The following is a 16455-nucleotide window of genomic DNA, read 5'->3' as shown; positions in this document are numbered from 1 at the left end:
CGTTGACGATGCACTTCGTGATGACTAGGAGTCATAACCGGACTGAATATTTTCAAGCACTTCCTTGGTGGACTTGCCATCGATCCAATCGACCAGACCCTTCCAGAACGAGTCCGAACCGACGCTCTTTGGCATCAGGTCAGAGCCGTCAAAGCGGAAGGTGGTATTTGGGTCCTGCAAGATTTCAACGGCGGAACGTAGCAGGTCGCTACTGGCGTTCTTGGGATCCAGTCCGGAGTTGGCCGAGATGACTCCGCCGAGTCCCACGCGGCTGTTGGCCCAATCTGCACTGGCTAGGTATTCCTGCACCTTGGCGGTGTCTTCATCATTGGAGAAGGCAGCGACAAATTCGCCACCGCCAACGACGGAGACAGGATCATCGGCCTTGGCTGGCGGGGCGATGAAGGCCCAAACATCGCCGTCGGGAGCCACGGTAGCCTTGTCGCCATCGGCGTTCTTCGCATCAAGCACATATCCTTCGAGGAAGGATGCCTGATGGGTCAGTGGGCAACTGCCCTTGGCAACAGCGGTTCCTACGTCACCGAAGGCGGTAGCGTTGATGGACTTCACATCACCATATCCGGCATTGACTTGCTTGGGATCGAGCAAGATTTTTCCAACGGAGTCAAAGGCGCTGGTGATTTCTGGGGAGGTGAACTCTAGATCACCGGCCACCCACTTGTCGTACGCTTCGGTGCCTGACTGGCGCAGGACAGCATCTTCAATCCAGTCGGTGCCCGGCCAGCCGGAGGCTTCACCGGAAGCAAACCCGGCGCACCATGCAGGCTCATTAGTCTTTTCGGAAATTTCGGTGCCGAGGTTGATCATTTCATCCCAGGTTTTCGGGACACTCACGCCCCATTCTTCGAACTGCTTGGGCGAGTACCAGATGTACCCCTTGACGCTGGCCATCAATGGCACGCCATACTGCACGCCGTCAACCTTGCCGTAGTTCTGCCAGTCTTCGGACCAGTTGTTCTGCAATTGGGTTTGTACAGCGTCGGGGAGTTTTTGTACCTTGCCCTGAGCGACGGTGGCCTGCAGGAGTCCAGGCTGTGGGAAGACTGCTAGGTCTGGGGTGTCACCACCTTGAACCTTGATGCCGATCTGCGATTCAAAGTTCTTGTCTCCGGTGTAACGGATCTTGATGTCATTGTCTTCAGACCACTGGGCCCAAGATTTCTCAAGAAGATCTGCCTCAATGCCGGTGACCGGACCGTAAATGTCCACGACGCCGTCGGCCTGGCCTACCTGAGCTTCGCTTCCGCCACCGGAGGCGTTGGGATCATTGGGGTCGGCCCCTCCGGAACAGCCAGCTAACAGCATGCTGATGGCTGCTAGTGAAATAACGGGTGCGAGCTTGCGACCGCGTTTGATTTTCTTCATGATGCCCTCCACGTTGAGAAGTACCCGACCGGCATATGGTGCCCGGCGCGAATGATCCCCTCAATAGTGACGCAGATCATCGACGCGCGTCAACAGTTGAGGGAGATCCGACTGATAAATTACTCAGGCTCAACATGCTGGCGCTGCCCCCGAGCTATCACGAACCGTCATCACCGGTGTAATCAGTTCTTGAATTAATTGCTCAGATCGGCCTTCAATTCTTTCGACCAGGGCATCCACCGCAGCGTGGGAAATCCGCTCCCCCGAAGGAGCCACCGTGGTTAATGCTGGAGCGACCATTTCGGCAGATCGATCGCCAACACCCAGTGCTATGACCGAGAGGTCCTGCGGAATTTTTAGTGAAGCCATGCCCGCAGCATTAACAAACCCGGCGGTGGCAAATTCCTTCAGGGCGAGCACCGCGGTCGGACGTGGATCCATTTTCAGATACACCTCCAACGCTTCACGCCCACCCCGTGCATTATTTTCCACGGGCACTTCCTGTATCGACATCCCGCTTAGTTCCACCGCCTCGCAGATCGCCCGAACGGTGCGAATGCCCGGACCATTTCCTGCCTGCTGCTCCTCACGTGACACGTTGATGTACATGAGTGAGCGGTGTCCGAGGCTGGCCAAATAATCTACGGCGAGGCGCCCGGCTTCAGCAAAGTCATTGTCGATATAGGACAAGTCATCACTGTCATCGGGACGGCCAATGGACACAAAAGGAACGTTGGCCCGGCGCAGAACATCAAAGCGCAGGTCATTGATCGACACTTCCATCAACAACACGCCGGCCACGAGCTTTTGACCAACAAGGCTCTCTAAACCCATCACATCGGTCATCGGATTTGACCACAACAGCATGTGATAGCCCAGCGCCCGGGCACGCTCCATCGCTGCGGTGACATACTCAAATTCTGTAGAGGAATAGCCATCAACGTTGGTGGGAAAATGCAGGGCAAGGATTCCTCGGCGTGCTCCAGCCAGGCCCTGTGCGAAGGCGTTCGGGGTGTAATTCAGCTCCCGCATGGCAGCCATGACTTTAGTCTTGGTCGCCTCCGAAATGGTGCGTCGACCACTGATCACGTAGGACACGGTGCTTGGAGATACGCCCGCCAAACGGGCCACATCATCCCTTGTCGCCATGAGTCCCCCGCCTTTGGTTCGCCAACTCGTAGTTCCTATTGAAACACGGGTCCTGACTTCGCCTTCGCTCAGCGACTAGCGACGAATGCCTGGACGCAGGCCTCGATATCTTCAGCCGAATGCGCCGCGGATAGCTGCACGCGGATACGGGCAGCTCCCTGGGGCACCACGGGGTAGCTGAAGGCGGTGACAAAAACTCCACGATCAAGCATTTTTGCAGCAACTTCCGCGGCCTTGATGGCATCGGCGAACATGACCGGAATGATGGCGTGTTCACCGTCAAGCAGTTCAAAACCTTCTTCGCTCATCCGGCGACGGAAATGAGCAGCGTTTTCGAAGAGCTTTTCGCGCAGGTCATTGGAGTCCACCACAAGATCAAGGGCCTTGAGCGTGGCCGCGACGATTGATGGAGCCAAGGAGTTAGAGAACAGGTAGGGACGTGCCTTCTGGCGTAGCATCGCCACAATCTCGCCGCGACCTGAAACATAACCACCGGAGGCTCCGCCCAAGGCCTTGCCGAAGGTTCCGGTGTAGATATCTACACGGTCCGAGACGCCTGCGTGTTCCGGGGTGCCTGCGCCGGTCGCCCCCATGAAGCCCACGGCGTGAGAGTCATCAACCATGACCAGCGCTTTGTATTTGTCCGCCAGATCGCAGATGGCTTCCAATGGTGCAAGGTAGCCGTCCATGGAGAAGACACCGTCGGTGACGATGATGGTTCGGCGAGCGCCCGCCCCATCATTAAGCTGCGCGGCAGCCTGCAGCTGAGTCTCCAAGTCATCCATATCCTGGTTGGCGTAGCGGAAGCGCGCTGCCTTGGACAGACGGATGCCATCGATGATTGAGGCGTGGTTCAGCGCATCAGAAATGATGGCGTCTTCCTTGCCAAAAAGGGATTCGAAAACGCCACCGTTGGCGTCAAAACAGCTGGAGAACAGGATGGTATCTTCGGTGCCAAGGAACTTGGAAAGCTTGGATTCGAGCTCAAGGTGCAGGTCCTGGGTTCCGCAGATGAAACGCACCGAAGCCATACCAAAGCCACGCTCATCCATCGCAGCTTTGGCAGCGTCGATGATCTGCTCGTTATCGGCTAGACCCAGGTAGTTGTTCGCGCAGAAGTTCAGTACCGGGCGGGCTTCGGTGCCTAGTGAACCGGCCATGATGGAGGCGGATTGTGCTGAGTCAATATGGCGTTCGGCTTTGAATAGGCCGGAGGTCTTCAGCTGATCGAGTTCGACGGCCAGTTGGTCTTTAAGATCGGTGTACATGAGGGCTACTCCTTGTGGGTGCGAGAAGTGAAGGCGAGAAATTCTTAGCTTGCGAAAACGCTCCAGTCGAGCACGACCTTGCCGCCGTGACCGCCGCGGGCAGCCTCAAAGCCCTGCTTCCATTCGGTGGCTGGGACAAAGTCGGTGACGACCGAAGAGATCCGTTCACGCATCACATCTGAGCTGGTGAGCATGGCGCTCATGGCGTACCAAGTTTCAAACATTTCGCGGCCGTAGATGCCCTTGAGGGTGAGCATGTGGGTGACAACTTTGCCCCAGTTGATATCGATGGAGGAGTTTGGCAGGCCGAGCATGCAGATCTTGCCGCCATGATTCATGTTTTCAATCATTTCGGGCAATGCGCTGGAGTGTCCGGACATTTCCATGCCGTAGTCAAAGCCTTCAACCATTCCCAGATCACGCTGTGCCTGATTGATTCGTGTGGCGCCGACGTTCACCGTCAGGTCCACACCCATGGATTGTGCTAGTTCGAGTCGTTGATCTGAAATATCGGTGATAGCAATCTTGCGGGCCCCGATGTGGCGGGCCACCGCAGCGGCCATCAAACCGATGGGTCCAGCACCGGTGATCAGGACATCTTCACCGATCATCGGGAACTGTAATGCGGTGTGTACCGCGTTGCCGAAGGGATCAAAAATGGCTCCGAGCAGTGGGGTGATGCGTTCATCGCGGTGGATGTACACGTTACTTTCCGGGATCACCACGTATTCCGCGAAAGCGCCATCGCGTTGCACGCCGACAGAATCAACGTTGATGCACATTTGTTTGCGTCCGGCGCGGCAGTTGCGGCACATACCGCACACCACGTGGCCTTCACCGGAAACACGATCGCCAACCTTAACGCCGTGAACAAAAGAACCAGTCTCCACCACTTCACCGTAGAACTCGTGCCCGGGAACCAGTGGCGTGTTAATCATGGCTTTGGCGGCATCATCATAGGCTTCGATATGTAGATCAGTCCCGCAAATACCGGTGGTCATGACGCGAATTTTGACGTCGTGCACACCGACTTCTGGTTCTGGTCGGTCCACGAGTTCCAGTCCTGCATGCGGTCCAGATTTGTACAGTGCTTTCATACGTGTTCCTTTTCAGAGGGCCGCCGAGTACCCACACGACGGACTGTGTTGCTTCCAGTGTCGCACCCCACAGAGCAGGAAAACATATTAGAAGATCCATGATTTACTGATTTGTTGATTTAGCATTTACTTCATGGAATTACATCAGCTGAGGATCCTGCGTGAACTGGCGGATCTTGGTAGCGTCAACGCGGTAGCCAAAGCACTTTTCGTCTCACCCTCGGCTGTTTCCCAACACCTGACCCAGCTCCAACGCGGATTCTCCGTTCCATTGACCCAGAAGGACGGTCGGCGCCTAGTCCTCACGTCCGAGGGGAAGTTGCTGGCCTCCGCGGCAGCATCCGTGGCCTCCACCCTTGCTGAGGCGTCGGCGCAAATTCGCACAGCCGAGCAAGATCGTGACGTGCCCATTCATATCGCAGGTTTCCATTCCATTGGGCAAACCGTGTTCGCGCAGCTGCTGGCCCTGCCTACCGGCTCCCTACCGCCGCTGCGTTTTTCCGATGAGGATGTTTCCCAGCAAGATTTTCCAGCGCTAACTTCTTCCTATGATCTTGTTCTCGCACACCGCATGCCACACACGGCGCCCTGGCCCAAAGACCGCATCACCGTCATTCCACTAGCCTTCGAACCTTTGGACATCGCCATCCACAAGGAGAATCCGTTGGCCGAGTTTGAACAGCTCACTCCCGAACAGGTCATCGATGAACGTTGGGTGGTGTCTCGTTCGGGGTACTCCCCCGCCGATGTTCTGGAAACCATTGCCGCTTTGGCAGGTAAGGCACCAACAATTGAGCATCGGGTCAACGACTACGCCACCGCCGGCGCTCTCGTGGCAGCCAGTAACTGCCTTGGTATTTTGCCTCGATATACGGCACGAAACACCCTGGACGACTCGGTGACTTTACGACCAATTAAGGGGTTAAACTCCGGTCGACAAATCGACCTCTTACTCAGGGCAGAACACCTGCACAGAAGTGCGATAAACGATGTCATTGAGGCAATCCGGACGCAGGTTCAACGGCTCATCACCGTTTAACCTAATAAACGCCTGCGGTCCACCCTCACTGAGGGTGGACCGCAGGCGTTTAGAAGCAATTAGCCATTGAAGGTGTCCGGGTTTGGACCGGTACGACCATCACGGTCAAGAGCGTCAATGCTGGCCAGCTCGTCGCCGCTCAGTTCAAAACCGAACAGGTCAAGGTTGGCAATGATGCGCGATTCGGTGACCGACTTAGGGATGATCACTCGTCCCTGCTGCAGGTGCCAGCGCAGGATTACCTGAGCTGCGCTCACCTTGTGGGCCTCGGCAATCGCGAGAATCGTTTCGTCGGTGAGCATCGCGCCCTGAGCCAATGGGCTCCATGCTTCGGTGACAACGCCATGCTTGGCATTGACGGCAATGACTTCACGGTTCTGCAGTGCTGGGTGAAGCTCAACCTGATTCACAGCCGGAACCACGGTTCCCTCAGCAATCAGCTTGTTCAGGTGCTCTGGCTGGAAGTTCGACACGCCAATGGCGCGGATCTTCTTCTCTGAATACAGTTTCTCCAGAGCCTTCCACGTTTCAACATAGAGATCCTTTTCAGGAGCTGGCCAGTGAATGAGGAACAGGTCCAAGTAATCCAGGCCTAGGCGCTGAAGACTTGCGTCAAAAGCCTCAAGGGTTGCCTCGTAGCCCATGTCTGCGATCCAGATCTTGGAGGTGATGAACAGTTCCTCGCGAGCAATGCCGGACTGAGCCAAGGCCTTGCCAACACCCTCTTCATTACCGTAGATCGCGGCGGTATCGATGCTGCGGTAACCTGCCTTCAGTGCAGATGACACGGCTGCAGTAGTTTCCTCGTTGGGAACCTGAAAGACACCAAAACCAACCTGAGGCATTTCAACGCCATTGTTCAGGGTGATCGTCGGGATTGTGGTAGTCATATCTAACTCCTTGATTGGTTGAGATGGATTGCTGAAAACTTGTGAATTAGCTAGCTGTGACTAGCTCGGGTGCGGTCACTGCCTTCTTAGCCAAGCCCATGGCTACGAGCACGAGGATCAAGGCAGCGAAGGTAATAACGGCGCCGATCCAGATTGGCGAGGTGTAACCCAGTCCTGCAGCGATGCCCAGGCCTCCGGCCCAAGCACCCAGTGCGTTACCTGCGTTGAAGGCACCGATGTTTGCCCCTGATGCCAAGGTTGGCGCATTGCCTGCGTACTGCATGATGCGGCTTTGCAAACCGGGAACAGTACCGAAGCCAAAGCCGCCCATGAGCAGCAGAGCAACGATGGTTGCGATCTGATTGTTCGCCACGAAACCGAAGACTACAAGCACTACTAGTAGCGCTGCGATGAAGAAGAGCAGGGTGCGGTCAATGCTCTTGTCGGCCATACGACCACCGATCCAGTTACCCACGAAGAGGCCGACGCCGAAGAGCATCAGTAGCCATGGCACGGTGGTTGCGTTGAAGCCGGTGATTTCGGTCAAGGTGTAGGCAATGTAGGTGAAGGCACCGAACATGCCACCGTATCCCAGGATGGTCAGACCCAGTGACAGCCAAACCTGAAGGGACTTGAAGGCACCAAGCTCTTCACGCAGAGAAATTCCTTCGGCAACGTGCTTGATAGCTGGAACCAGCACGAGAATGCCAATCAATGCGAGGACACCAATACCGGAGATTGCCCAGAATGTAGAGCGCCAGCCCGAGTACTGGCCAAGAAGGGTACCGAATGGCACACCCAGAACATTAGCGGCCGTCAAGCCGGTAAACATGATGGCAATAGCGCCAGCCTTCTTGTTGGCCGGAACCATATCGGATGCGACCACCGAGCCGATGCCAAAGAATGCACCGTGACACAGGGCGGCGATGACGCGGCCAATCATGGCCACTTCGTAGGTTGAGGCAAGGGCGGTGAGCGAGTTGCCAACGACGAATAGGACCAGCAAACCAACGAGCACTGGTTTGCGTGGCAGTCGGACGGTGGCTGCGGTGAGACCCAACGCTCCAACCACTACGCTCAGTGCATATCCGGAAATGAGCCAGCCAGCAGCAGCCTCGCTGACAGCGAAGTCGTTGGCCACGTCTGGCAACAGGCCCATGATGACAAATTCAGTAAGCCCGATACCAAAGGCACCGATAGCCAACGCAATAAGGCCGAGCGGCATAGCGTTACTCCTGATAGACTAGATAAATTAGTTGCACACGCTTGTTATTGCGTGATAGATACTATCGTTGCACACGCAACTAACCAGCGCAAGCAAGTATTTTTGGAGGAACCCATGGGAATCGCAGATGACGCTGTTGAAATCCGGGCCCGCGGATGGCGTACTTTGGCGTCATTACACGGATTAATCGATGCTGCACTAGAAAAAGACCTGACCGCTCAGGTCGGTCTTTCTGTGGTCGAGTACACACTTTTGGATGCCCTGAACCGACAGGACGGTTGGCATATGCGCATGGCGCAGCTAGCCCGTGCTACCGCTTTGAGCCCCAGCGCGACGACGCGTTTGGTCACCCGATTAGAAGACCGCAACCTGCTTTCCCGCGTGTTGTGTGCCGATGATCGTCGTGGAATTTATACGGAGCTGACCCCGGTTGGCCACGAGCTCTATCAAAAGGCGAAGCCCATTCACGACGCCACCTTAGAGCGCGTGCTGAAGCAAGCCGAAGAGCAACCAGAGCTTGCCCCTCTGGCCCGCATTCTTCACGAGTTCTCTGCCGCCTAATAGATCTGCAGTTCTGCAGGAAGGGTCCATCTTGTCGCGTCCAAAATTCTCCGCCGTACTCTTTGACTGTGATGGCGTACTGGTCGATTCAGAGTCCATTACTAACGCGGTATTGCGCGGAATGCTCGTTGAATTGGGATGGAATATTAGCCCTGAAGAGTGCATCCGCATCTTTATCGGCAAGGCACTGAAAGATCAGTGGGAACCTATCCTCGCACACACCGGAGTTCGGATTGATGAGCAGTGGATTGCCAGCTTCAGAGGGCGTCGCGATGTGGCTTTACGCGAAAATTTGCAGGCGATACCGGGAGCTGTGGATGCGGTAACGCAGATTTCTGCCGTGTATGACGGAAAGATCGCCTGTGCCACCGGGGCCGATCGTGGCAAGGTCGAAATGCAGCTTGAGATTACTCAATTGGCACCATTCTTCGGCAACCAGGTCTACAGCGGCATGGAGTATGCGAAGAGCAAACCTGCTCCGGATGTCTATCTAGCAGCGGCTTCCGGACTAGGAATTGATCCAGTTCAAGCTGCGGTGGTTGAGGACACCGTCACGGGCGTGAGTGCTGGGGTTGCCGCCGGGGCCACGGTCTTCGGTTACTGCCCAGGCGGACCTATTAGCAGCACTCCTGAGAAACTCTTGGCTGCCGGCGCTACAGAAATCTTCACGAATATGACCCAGTTGCCGGGGCTGCTCTCGCAATGATCTCAGCTGGATTCCTCAAGCAGTAGCTGCAGCGTTTCCCGTCCGACGACACCCAGTAGGTCGTCGTCATCAAGTTTTGCCATGAGCATGGCAAAACGCAGTCCCCAGCCGCGGGCCCGAAGCCATGTTGAACTGCCAGATTTGATGCCGTAATTCTCAAAAGCTTGATCGATACCTTCAGCACTGAAATGCATCCAGATCATGCCAAGGTCCGAGGCCGGATCCCCAACACACAGGTCCCCAAAATCAATCAGGGAGACAGAGCTGTGCGCCTGTTGGCTGTCAACGATGGTGTTATGCGGATGAGGATCACCATGGAGCCACACCGGATGCCCGCCAAAAGGCTTCGCGTCTACCGCTTCTTGCCAAACCTCTAACGCTCGTGCTTGGAGTGAGGGATCCAAAACTGCAATCTGTTCGCGAGTACGTTGGTCAACCGCGCTCAGCGGACACCCGCGAAAGTCACTTTTCGGCTCGGTTGAGTTCGAAGGCTGGTGCAGGGCTCGCAGGAGACTGGAAAACTCGGCGACGTACCTGTCACGTTCTTGGCGTGCCAGCTGGGCAGCACTGTTTCCAGAAACGTAGCGACATATTGAAAAGGTAAAGGGATAGTCCGTCGTTGGATGCCCTTCAAAAATGACGGAGCCAACATCCACCCCGGTAGCTTCCACCAGATGCGGAAGCCAGCGCCGCTCCTTGACTCCGATATCCTCGCCCAGTTGCCTTCTAGGCAGACGAACAATCAAAGACTCCCCGAGACGATAGATTTCATTGTCCCAGCCAGTTGCTAGGTATCGCAGGTCCTCATCGGCCCACTGCTCAGCTTGTGTGGCAACCAATCTGCGAACCATTTCCAGATCAATAATCACTTCAGCCTCGGGCATGGCGGGCTTATTAGCTGGTGACAGGCTCATCGCTCCATAGTAGTTGGCTACATCCTCGACAATGCCCACGCCACGAAGGAAAACAGCTGTCATCAATTCAATGAGTGAACCCGGCAGATGGAAAGATGTTTTCAAAGCCGAACGAATGTTGAGGATGAAATAGCCCATGTCTGTCGCATCACTAGTTCGGTATGCAAGTCTTCCGGCTCAGCCATGGAAAAACGGTAAGGGAGTTTCGCGCACGCTTTTCAGCGATTCGGATACCCAGGGTGCTTGGACCTGGAAAGTCAGCGTGGCTGAGATTTCTCAGCCTCAGCCCTACAGCCAATACCCCGAAATTCGAAGGATCCAAGTGGCTCTGGGCCCAGGTGCAATCGACCTGACAATTAGTGGCCACCAGCGCCGCCTACACACCGGGGAACATGTTGCTTTTGACGGCGACGAGGAAGTAACAGTGATCCCGCGTAGCCCTGGGTTTCTAGCCCTGAATCTGATGTTTCTCGGCGATCGATGGGACGCTCATGTGGAGGCGCTCAGTGGAACATCCCATATTTCTACGGGCAGCGAGATAAATATCCTCGTGGCGCTAGATGAGGATTGCACCACCGACGACGAAAAGCTTTCGCGGTTGGACAGCTATTTAATTCCGTCCCATGCACGCGTGGATGTCCGTGGAAGCTTCCACTTATTGACCTTCACACCTCTGGGTGAAACACACCATCAATCCACAGCGCTCTAGTTAGCGATGCGTCCCGGTCAAATACCGTTGAATGGCAGGCCCGACTTCACTCACAATTTCTTCGTGCGTCCGGGTCGAGACCTCGGGCAACTTGAGAATGTATCGGGTGAACCCGATTCCCAACATATGCGAGGCCGCCAAGACAATTCTCTGGCTTTGATCTGAGTCGCCATCGTGTACCTGCGGCACACCACGCATCCGTGACCCAAGCACCGTTTTGAGCATGTCCGCGGCTTTTTCCGAGGTTGCCGCGGAACGGACCAGCGCCATCATCATGTTGCGAGTCTCCTCCTCTTCCCACAGCCGAAGATACGCATCAACGACGCGAAATCCAAGGTGTTGAGGATCACCTTCAAAGGCCGATTGCAGTCGTTCGGGTATCACCTTATGTTCCGCCACGGTGGCCGCGAAGAGCGTCGCTTTGTCACCAAAGAAATGACGTATCAGTGCAGGGTCAACGCCTGCTGACGTGGCAATGGTGCGAATCGATGCCGCCTCATATCCCATCTGCGCGAACAGCTGTTGCGCTGATTCAAGGATTGCTTGACGCGTGCCACTATCCCCCGCGCGGCGCCCGCTGGGACGCTTTGGCGCGGAGAGGTGTTCTTGATTGCTCATAAATTCAGTATACTTCCACAGGTGAGGAATTCCTCAGCTGTAGAGTTATGTTTGAGAGTTACCACGCGCCAGATCCACCGCATAGTTTCGCTCGCCGAATTTTCCTAAGGAGTCAGAGAATGACATCCCCAGTAAGCACGCCAACCCCACATACCAAGTGGCCCGTCGCCGTGGTCATCGGTGTTGCAGCATCGATCGCACTTGCCATCATCGTCCTTGCTTTCCTCTGGCCAGGAAAGACCGCCGAAGCGCGAAACCTTCCGGTCAGTATTTCCGGCGATCAGGCCAAAGTATCCGCGCTGGAGAATGCGACGGGAACCAATGAAACCTTTGATTTCATCCCAGCCGCAGACCGTGACGAGGCCATTGATCAAATTGAGTCCCAGGAAACCTATGGCGCTATCGTTCTAGGTTCAGGCACCGAGGTTCCTGAAGTTTTGACCGCTCCAGCGGCCAGCGCCGTATCGGCCCAGATGCTCACGGGAGTAGCCACCCAATTGCAGGCCCAAGTTTCGCAACAAGTCGCTCAAGCCGGTGGTGATCCTACAGCGGTGAAGGTTGCAGTCACCCCTGTCGTCTCATACTCCGAGCACGATTCAAATGGTTCCGGACTGGCTTCAGCATCCTTCCCTATGGCCATCGGCGGCATGATCGGCGGTGTGCTTATTTCATTGCTCATCACCGGACCGGTACGACGCTTGGCAGCAGTGGCCAGCTTTGCGGTTGCCGCTGGAGTCGTTGTCGCATTCATCATGCAGACCTGGTTCCAGTACCTTCAGGGCGACTTCTGGATTAATGCTCTGGCCATGGGACTGACCATGATGGCTACCGCTTCCTTTATTGTTGGCTGCACCTCACTTGTCGGCAGAGCCGGCATTGGAATTGGAGCAGTGCTGACCATGTTTGTTGGTAATCCACTCTCAGGTGCCACCATGCCTTGGCAGTTCTTGGCAGCACCTTGGGGTGTGATTGGGCAGTACATGGTTCCCGGCGCTTCAGGATCACTGATCCGATCGCTGAGTTACTTCCCTGAAGCTTCGACGGCCCAGCAGTGGTGGACTCTGGGTGCATGGGCCTTGGTAGGTATTGTTCTGACCTTGATCGGCCACTTCCGTGCCAAAGAATCAATGCACGTTCCAGAAAGCACGCTGGAGACGCCCCATGCAGGGAAGCATGCTTCCTAGACTTGCTCTGCTTCTCTACGGCTTGCCGACCCGCGTCAGTGATGACGCACCGGATCTTGCTTAGAATCGTGCCATGAATCCTGAGACAGTCAACGAGCAAATCCTCGTCAAACTTTTGTTGGAAAAGTTCGACCAGCTCGTCGATACCGTCAACGCCATCCCAGCGGAGTTGGTGAACAGTTATTTGCCGGTGTCAGGTAGCAATTCTCCGGTGCAGATTCTGGTGCACTGCTGTGGAATGATGCGTCGCTGGTCCTCTACGGTGAATCTCGGCATCGCGGTCCCTCGTGATCGGGATGCCGAGTTCAGCGCAGAAATGAGCAAGCACGATGCGTTGAACCTAGCTACTGATACTAGGGACGCTTTCGTTGCGGATCTTTTACGCACCGTGATGCCAGAGGCTCCGGCCGACTTGCCATCTGGTCGCGAAGTCGACCATTGGATGGCAACCTGTGGCGGTGTCCTCCTGCACGTCTACGAAGAACTTTGTCAGCACTTGGGGCATCTAGAAATCACTCGCGACTTCTTGTGCCGGCCCCGCACATAAATCCTCAACAATAAAATTTGGACTACTAAGTCGTACGTCGAGACTGGTTGCTTCACTGCTTTCCGTGCCGTGACTGAGCAGTGCATGGGATATCGAGTCCAGCAATCTGTCATCGCCCAAGCGCCAGAACATAAGGCTCTCGTTGTTCTTTACTTCCACTATCAATCGCTACTCTTGGCACCAGCACCGTACAGATTCGTCAGCAAGAAAAGTAAATATCGAAGATGAGTTATATCGCCCTCACTGAGTCCAAAACATCTTGCGTTGAAACCACTTGAGCAAACCCATCTCCGTGAAGATTTGTGGCAGTAACCTGCATCAAGGTGCTCGCTGAAATGACAGTTCCGTCTGGGCCAGCCAGATCAAAGGTTCGAGTTGCGTCGAGCGGCACAAAAACTTCAAATCCGAGATTTCCGCCCATGCGTGCGGTCGTTTCAACACATAAATTGGTTTGGATTCCACAAATCACAATCTGAGAAATCGCCCTGTCCCTAAGCCACTGCGCCAGATCTGGTGAACCGTAAAAGGAAGAGTTCACCGTTTTCGTGACGAGAAGATCCGTAGCTGCGTTCTGAATATTTTCAAGGAGATCATTGCCGTCCCCTTCCGTGAACAATGGCGAAGTTGGATTACGGCTATCATGTCTGACGACCACTACCGGCATCCGGCGTGTGGACCACTCGGCTACAAGTCGGTCCACGTTATTTTCGCATTCAGGATAGTTAGTCGTCGGACCCCATGTAGCATCGTAGAAACCTTGCTGCATATCGATCACGATAAGTGCCACGTTGTCATTGGTAATCATGTTTCTACTTCATCAGGGATGAGGAGACCAAAACAGTGGCATGAATGACAAGGTTCGATAAAATTGTGCCATGACAATCGTGGGAATTCTTATTGGCCCGGGACGCCGTGCATTTGATATTGCGGTGATTCGCGAAGTCTTTGACGACCGTTCAGACCGCGGACTCCCCCAACCGACGATTCGCCTCATTGCCGCCAATCGCATCACGGATCTCGACCCGTTCCAGTCCATACGTAGCACCCACGACTTCACCTCAGTCGAGGAACTAGACGTCTTAATCGTCCCTGGAAGTGAAGATCCGCTGGCCGAACCGCACTGTCAGGAAGTTGCCGCAGTCGCACGAGCCGCATCCGCAGGCGTAGTCGTGGCTTCGTTGTGCACCGGCGCATTCACTCTAGCTGCGGCAGGCTTACTCGATGGACGCACGGCTACTACCCACTGGCGATTCGCTGATGAACTAGCCAGTCGATACCCAAAAATTCACGTCAAGGCTAGGGACTTGTATTGTGGCGAGGACAAAATCTGGACATCAGCTGGAGTCACCGCCGGCATTGATCTCTTATTGCAGCTAGTCCGACAGCGCTGGGGGGCAAGCGCCGCTCAGTCCATTGCCAAGGCCATGGTCACACCAGTTTTCAGGCCAGGTACGCAGGCCCAATATGCAGATACGACCATCCCTGCTAGGCCGGTACCGTCCGTCGAACACTTACATTTGCAGGTAGCTAACAACCTTCAACGCCAGTGGAGCATCAAGGAACTCTCGGCAGCCTGCGCAATGTCGCCCCGATCTTTTCACCGATGGTTCTCTACGAATCTCGGAACCACACCAGTTAAATGGCTAAATGATCTTCGAGTACGCGAGGCACAACAGCTCCTTGAACAAACAGACTTGTCGATTGGTGCCATTGCGCGCGAAGTAGGTTTTACTTCGGATGATCTACTGCGCAAGCATTTCATAGCCCGTTTAGGAGTCACTCCGACAAGTCATGCGGCAGCGTTCCGTCAACAACATCCTTGATGAACTGAGATTTGCCGTTCGTATAAGCAAGCCGATCATGCCCAACGCTCTTGGCTAATCCTAGTTTCAATCTGGCATAGGCGCGGACTAACGCTGGATCTGCTCTCAGTCGATCACGAAACACCAAATGCTCTCGTTCCCAGATCGAGCCTACTTCGCACACATGAACATGTACTGTTCGCAGTTCGCCTGCAGGTGGACGAAAGAATCGGTGATCGGATTCTCGTTGTCGCAGTATGAGCCCCAGAGTTTCAAGACCACTGCGGTAGGCAGACTCATCGGAGATATCCAAAACAGCGACCTGAATGTCGAGAACAGGCTTGGAAATGAGACCGGGAACCGCGGTCGACCCGATGTGCGCTACAGATTCGACAGTCGAGCCAAGGGCAAGGTTGATCCGATGCGACCAATCAGCGGCTTGCCCGGCCCATGATGAATCGTGCTCAACAAGATGAACAGGCTCACCGCCCGGCCTATCGAACCATCCATTCTTCACCAGTCCATTATGCATCGATGGTGACTGACAAAAAATGCCTGTACGGACAAGGAACTGCCTATGGGCTATTGAAGGCATGGCGGGGTTTACGAACAGGAAGCGGGTGGGGCTGTTGCCCCTTGCCCCTTCGTCGTATAGTACCTACTATAGGCACAAAGGATGTGGGCAGGATGAGCAAGACCATTACCAGCCGAGAATTCAATCAAGACGTCTCAGCAGCAAAACGAGCTGCGTTGGAAGGCCCGGTCGTAATTACGGACCATGGACGTAGATCGCATGTTTTGATGAGCGCCGAGGAATACGATCGAATTACAAAGGCAGACCGATTTGTTGGCGATTTCCTGTGGGCAGGAGAAGAAGTTGACTACGAACTGGAGCTCCCCATCAGAACGCTTCATGAACGAGACATTGATCTATGAAATTCTTGATAGATACGAATATCATCAGTGATTCGCGAAAGACAGCCACATCCCCTGCACGTCGCTGGTTATCCGCGCAGCGGGAATCGGACATTCAGATAAGTGTGATTACGCTTTTTGAACTTGAAGTTGGCGTCCAAAGGGCAGAACGCAAAGATCCGCGTCAAGGCTTCAGATTGCGAACCTGGCTAGATCAGAACTTCAAACCGAACTTCAAGGATGCTTTCATCCCTGTTGACGATCAAATTGCGCAGGTTGCAGCAAACCTACATGTCCCCAACCCGATGCCGCATTTGGATGGGCTCATTGCCGCTACCGCTTTGGTTCATGGTTTGATTCTTGTGACGAGAAACGTGAAAGATTTTGAAAGAACTGAAGTCCCACTTTTGAATCCATGGGCATGAGATAGGCAGCATCTGCCGCC

General features: G+C 54.8%; 19 protein-coding genes. 9 read left to right on the top strand and 10 right to left on the bottom strand.

Features of this window, described 5'->3' with window-relative positions; genetic code table 11:
• Nucleotides 1-24: 24 nt before the first annotated feature.
• The 4 genes from QMQ05_RS04200 to tdh form a co-directional block, all read right to left on the bottom strand.
• The gene (locus tag QMQ05_RS04200; RefSeq protein WP_345473279.1) at nt 25-1386 is read right to left on the bottom strand and encodes an ABC transporter substrate-binding protein; all 1362 of its coding nucleotides are present in this window, start codon (nt 1384-1386) and stop codon (nt 25-27) included.
• Nucleotides 1387-1515: 129 nt separating this feature from the next.
• Entirely contained in the window at nt 1516-2535 is a 1020-nt protein-coding gene (locus tag QMQ05_RS04195; RefSeq protein WP_345473277.1) for a LacI family DNA-binding transcriptional regulator, read from the bottom strand.
• Nucleotides 2536-2603: 68 nt separating this feature from the next.
• Complete coding sequence (locus tag QMQ05_RS04190) at nt 2604-3803, bottom strand: glycine C-acetyltransferase (protein ID WP_345473274.1); 1200 nt, start codon at nt 3801-3803, stop codon at nt 2604-2606.
• A gap of 44 nt (nt 3804-3847) precedes the next feature.
• Entirely contained in the window at nt 3848-4900 is a 1053-nt protein-coding gene (gene tdh, locus QMQ05_RS04185) for an L-threonine 3-dehydrogenase (protein ID WP_345473273.1), read from the bottom strand.
• 133 nt (nt 4901-5033) lie between these two features.
• On the opposite strand from tdh, the gene QMQ05_RS04180 reads away from it, so the two are divergent.
• A complete protein-coding gene (locus QMQ05_RS04180) occupies nt 5034-5939 on the top strand; it encodes a LysR family transcriptional regulator (protein WP_345473271.1) in 906 nt (301 codons plus the stop codon).
• Between the two features lie 59 nt (nt 5940-5998).
• Here QMQ05_RS04180 and QMQ05_RS04175 read toward each other — a convergent pair whose 3' ends face one another.
• On the bottom strand, nt 5999-6829 hold the full coding sequence (locus QMQ05_RS04175) for an aldo/keto reductase (RefSeq protein ID WP_345473269.1): 831 nt from the start codon (nt 6827-6829) through the stop codon (nt 5999-6001).
• Between the two features lie 46 nt (nt 6830-6875).
• Nucleotides 6876-8054, bottom strand: a complete 1179-nt coding sequence (locus QMQ05_RS04170) for an MFS transporter (protein WP_345473267.1) — start codon at nt 8052-8054, stop codon at nt 6876-6878.
• A 114-nt stretch (nt 8055-8168) separates the two neighbouring features.
• Between QMQ05_RS04170 and QMQ05_RS04165 the strand changes: the two genes are divergently transcribed.
• Nucleotides 8169-8615 (top strand): MarR family winged helix-turn-helix transcriptional regulator, encoded by a 447-nt coding sequence (locus QMQ05_RS04165; protein ID WP_345473265.1) that lies wholly within the window; start codon nt 8169-8171, stop codon nt 8613-8615.
• A gap of 31 nt (nt 8616-8646) precedes the next feature.
• Complete coding sequence (locus tag QMQ05_RS04160) at nt 8647-9321, top strand: HAD family hydrolase (protein ID WP_345473263.1); 675 nt, start codon at nt 8647-8649, stop codon at nt 9319-9321.
• A gap of 2 nt (nt 9322-9323) precedes the next feature.
• Here QMQ05_RS04160 and QMQ05_RS04155 read toward each other — a convergent pair whose 3' ends face one another.
• On the bottom strand, nt 9324-10298 hold the full coding sequence (locus QMQ05_RS04155) for an aminoglycoside phosphotransferase family protein (protein WP_345473261.1): 975 nt from the start codon (nt 10296-10298) through the stop codon (nt 9324-9326).
• A gap of 73 nt (nt 10299-10371) precedes the next feature.
• Here QMQ05_RS04155 and QMQ05_RS04150 point away from each other — a divergent pair, with 73 nt between their 5' ends.
• Nucleotides 10372-10944 carry a HutD family protein gene (locus QMQ05_RS04150; protein ID WP_345473259.1) on the top strand — a complete coding sequence of 191 codons (573 nt, stop codon included), beginning with the start codon at nt 10372-10374 and terminating at the stop codon, nt 10942-10944.
• On the opposite strand, the gene QMQ05_RS04145 is transcribed toward QMQ05_RS04150, so the two are convergent.
• Nucleotides 10945-11562 carry a TetR/AcrR family transcriptional regulator gene (locus QMQ05_RS04145; protein WP_345473257.1) on the bottom strand — a complete coding sequence of 206 codons (618 nt, stop codon included), beginning with the start codon at nt 11560-11562 and terminating at the stop codon, nt 10945-10947.
• A 119-nt stretch (nt 11563-11681) separates the two neighbouring features.
• Between QMQ05_RS04145 and QMQ05_RS04140 the strand changes: the two genes are divergently transcribed.
• Nucleotides 11682-12746, top strand: a complete 1065-nt coding sequence (locus QMQ05_RS04140) for a hypothetical protein (protein ID WP_345473255.1) — start codon at nt 11682-11684, stop codon at nt 12744-12746.
• Between the two features lie 73 nt (nt 12747-12819).
• The gene (locus QMQ05_RS04135; RefSeq protein WP_345473253.1) at nt 12820-13293 is read left to right on the top strand and encodes a DUF664 domain-containing protein; all 474 of its coding nucleotides are present in this window, start codon (nt 12820-12822) and stop codon (nt 13291-13293) included.
• Between the two features lie 229 nt (nt 13294-13522).
• Here the strand turns inward: QMQ05_RS04135 and QMQ05_RS04130 are convergent, their stop codons facing one another.
• Entirely contained in the window at nt 13523-14098 is a 576-nt protein-coding gene (locus QMQ05_RS04130; protein WP_345473251.1) for a cysteine hydrolase family protein, read from the bottom strand.
• 70 nt (nt 14099-14168) lie between these two features.
• Between QMQ05_RS04130 and QMQ05_RS04125 the strand changes: the two genes are divergently transcribed.
• Nucleotides 14169-15116, top strand: a complete 948-nt coding sequence (locus QMQ05_RS04125) for a GlxA family transcriptional regulator (protein ID WP_345473249.1) — start codon at nt 14169-14171, stop codon at nt 15114-15116.
• On the opposite strand, the gene QMQ05_RS04120 is transcribed toward QMQ05_RS04125, so the two are convergent.
• On the bottom strand, nt 15070-15627 hold the full coding sequence (locus QMQ05_RS04120) for a GrpB family protein (RefSeq protein WP_345474626.1): 558 nt from the start codon (nt 15625-15627) through the stop codon (nt 15070-15072). The genes QMQ05_RS04125 and QMQ05_RS04120 overlap by 47 nt on opposite strands.
• A gap of 155 nt (nt 15628-15782) precedes the next feature.
• On the opposite strand from QMQ05_RS04120, the gene QMQ05_RS04115 reads away from it, so the two are divergent.
• Together QMQ05_RS04115 and QMQ05_RS04110 are read left to right on the top strand one after the other, a co-directional pair.
• Complete coding sequence (locus QMQ05_RS04115) at nt 15783-16031, top strand: type II toxin-antitoxin system Phd/YefM family antitoxin (RefSeq protein ID WP_345473247.1); 249 nt, start codon at nt 15783-15785, stop codon at nt 16029-16031.
• Nucleotides 16028-16435, top strand: a complete 408-nt coding sequence (locus QMQ05_RS04110) for a type II toxin-antitoxin system VapC family toxin (RefSeq protein ID WP_345473245.1) — start codon at nt 16028-16030, stop codon at nt 16433-16435. Before QMQ05_RS04115 ends, QMQ05_RS04110 begins: the two co-directional genes overlap by 4 nt.
• Nucleotides 16436-16455 lie beyond the last annotated feature (20 nt).

Origin of the sequence: Glutamicibacter sp. B1 (assembly GCF_039602135.1) — a bacterium.
Classification (GTDB): domain Bacteria; phylum Actinomycetota; class Actinomycetes; order Actinomycetales; family Micrococcaceae; genus Glutamicibacter; species Glutamicibacter ectropisis.
This window is presented reverse-complemented; position numbering and strand designations above follow the sequence as displayed.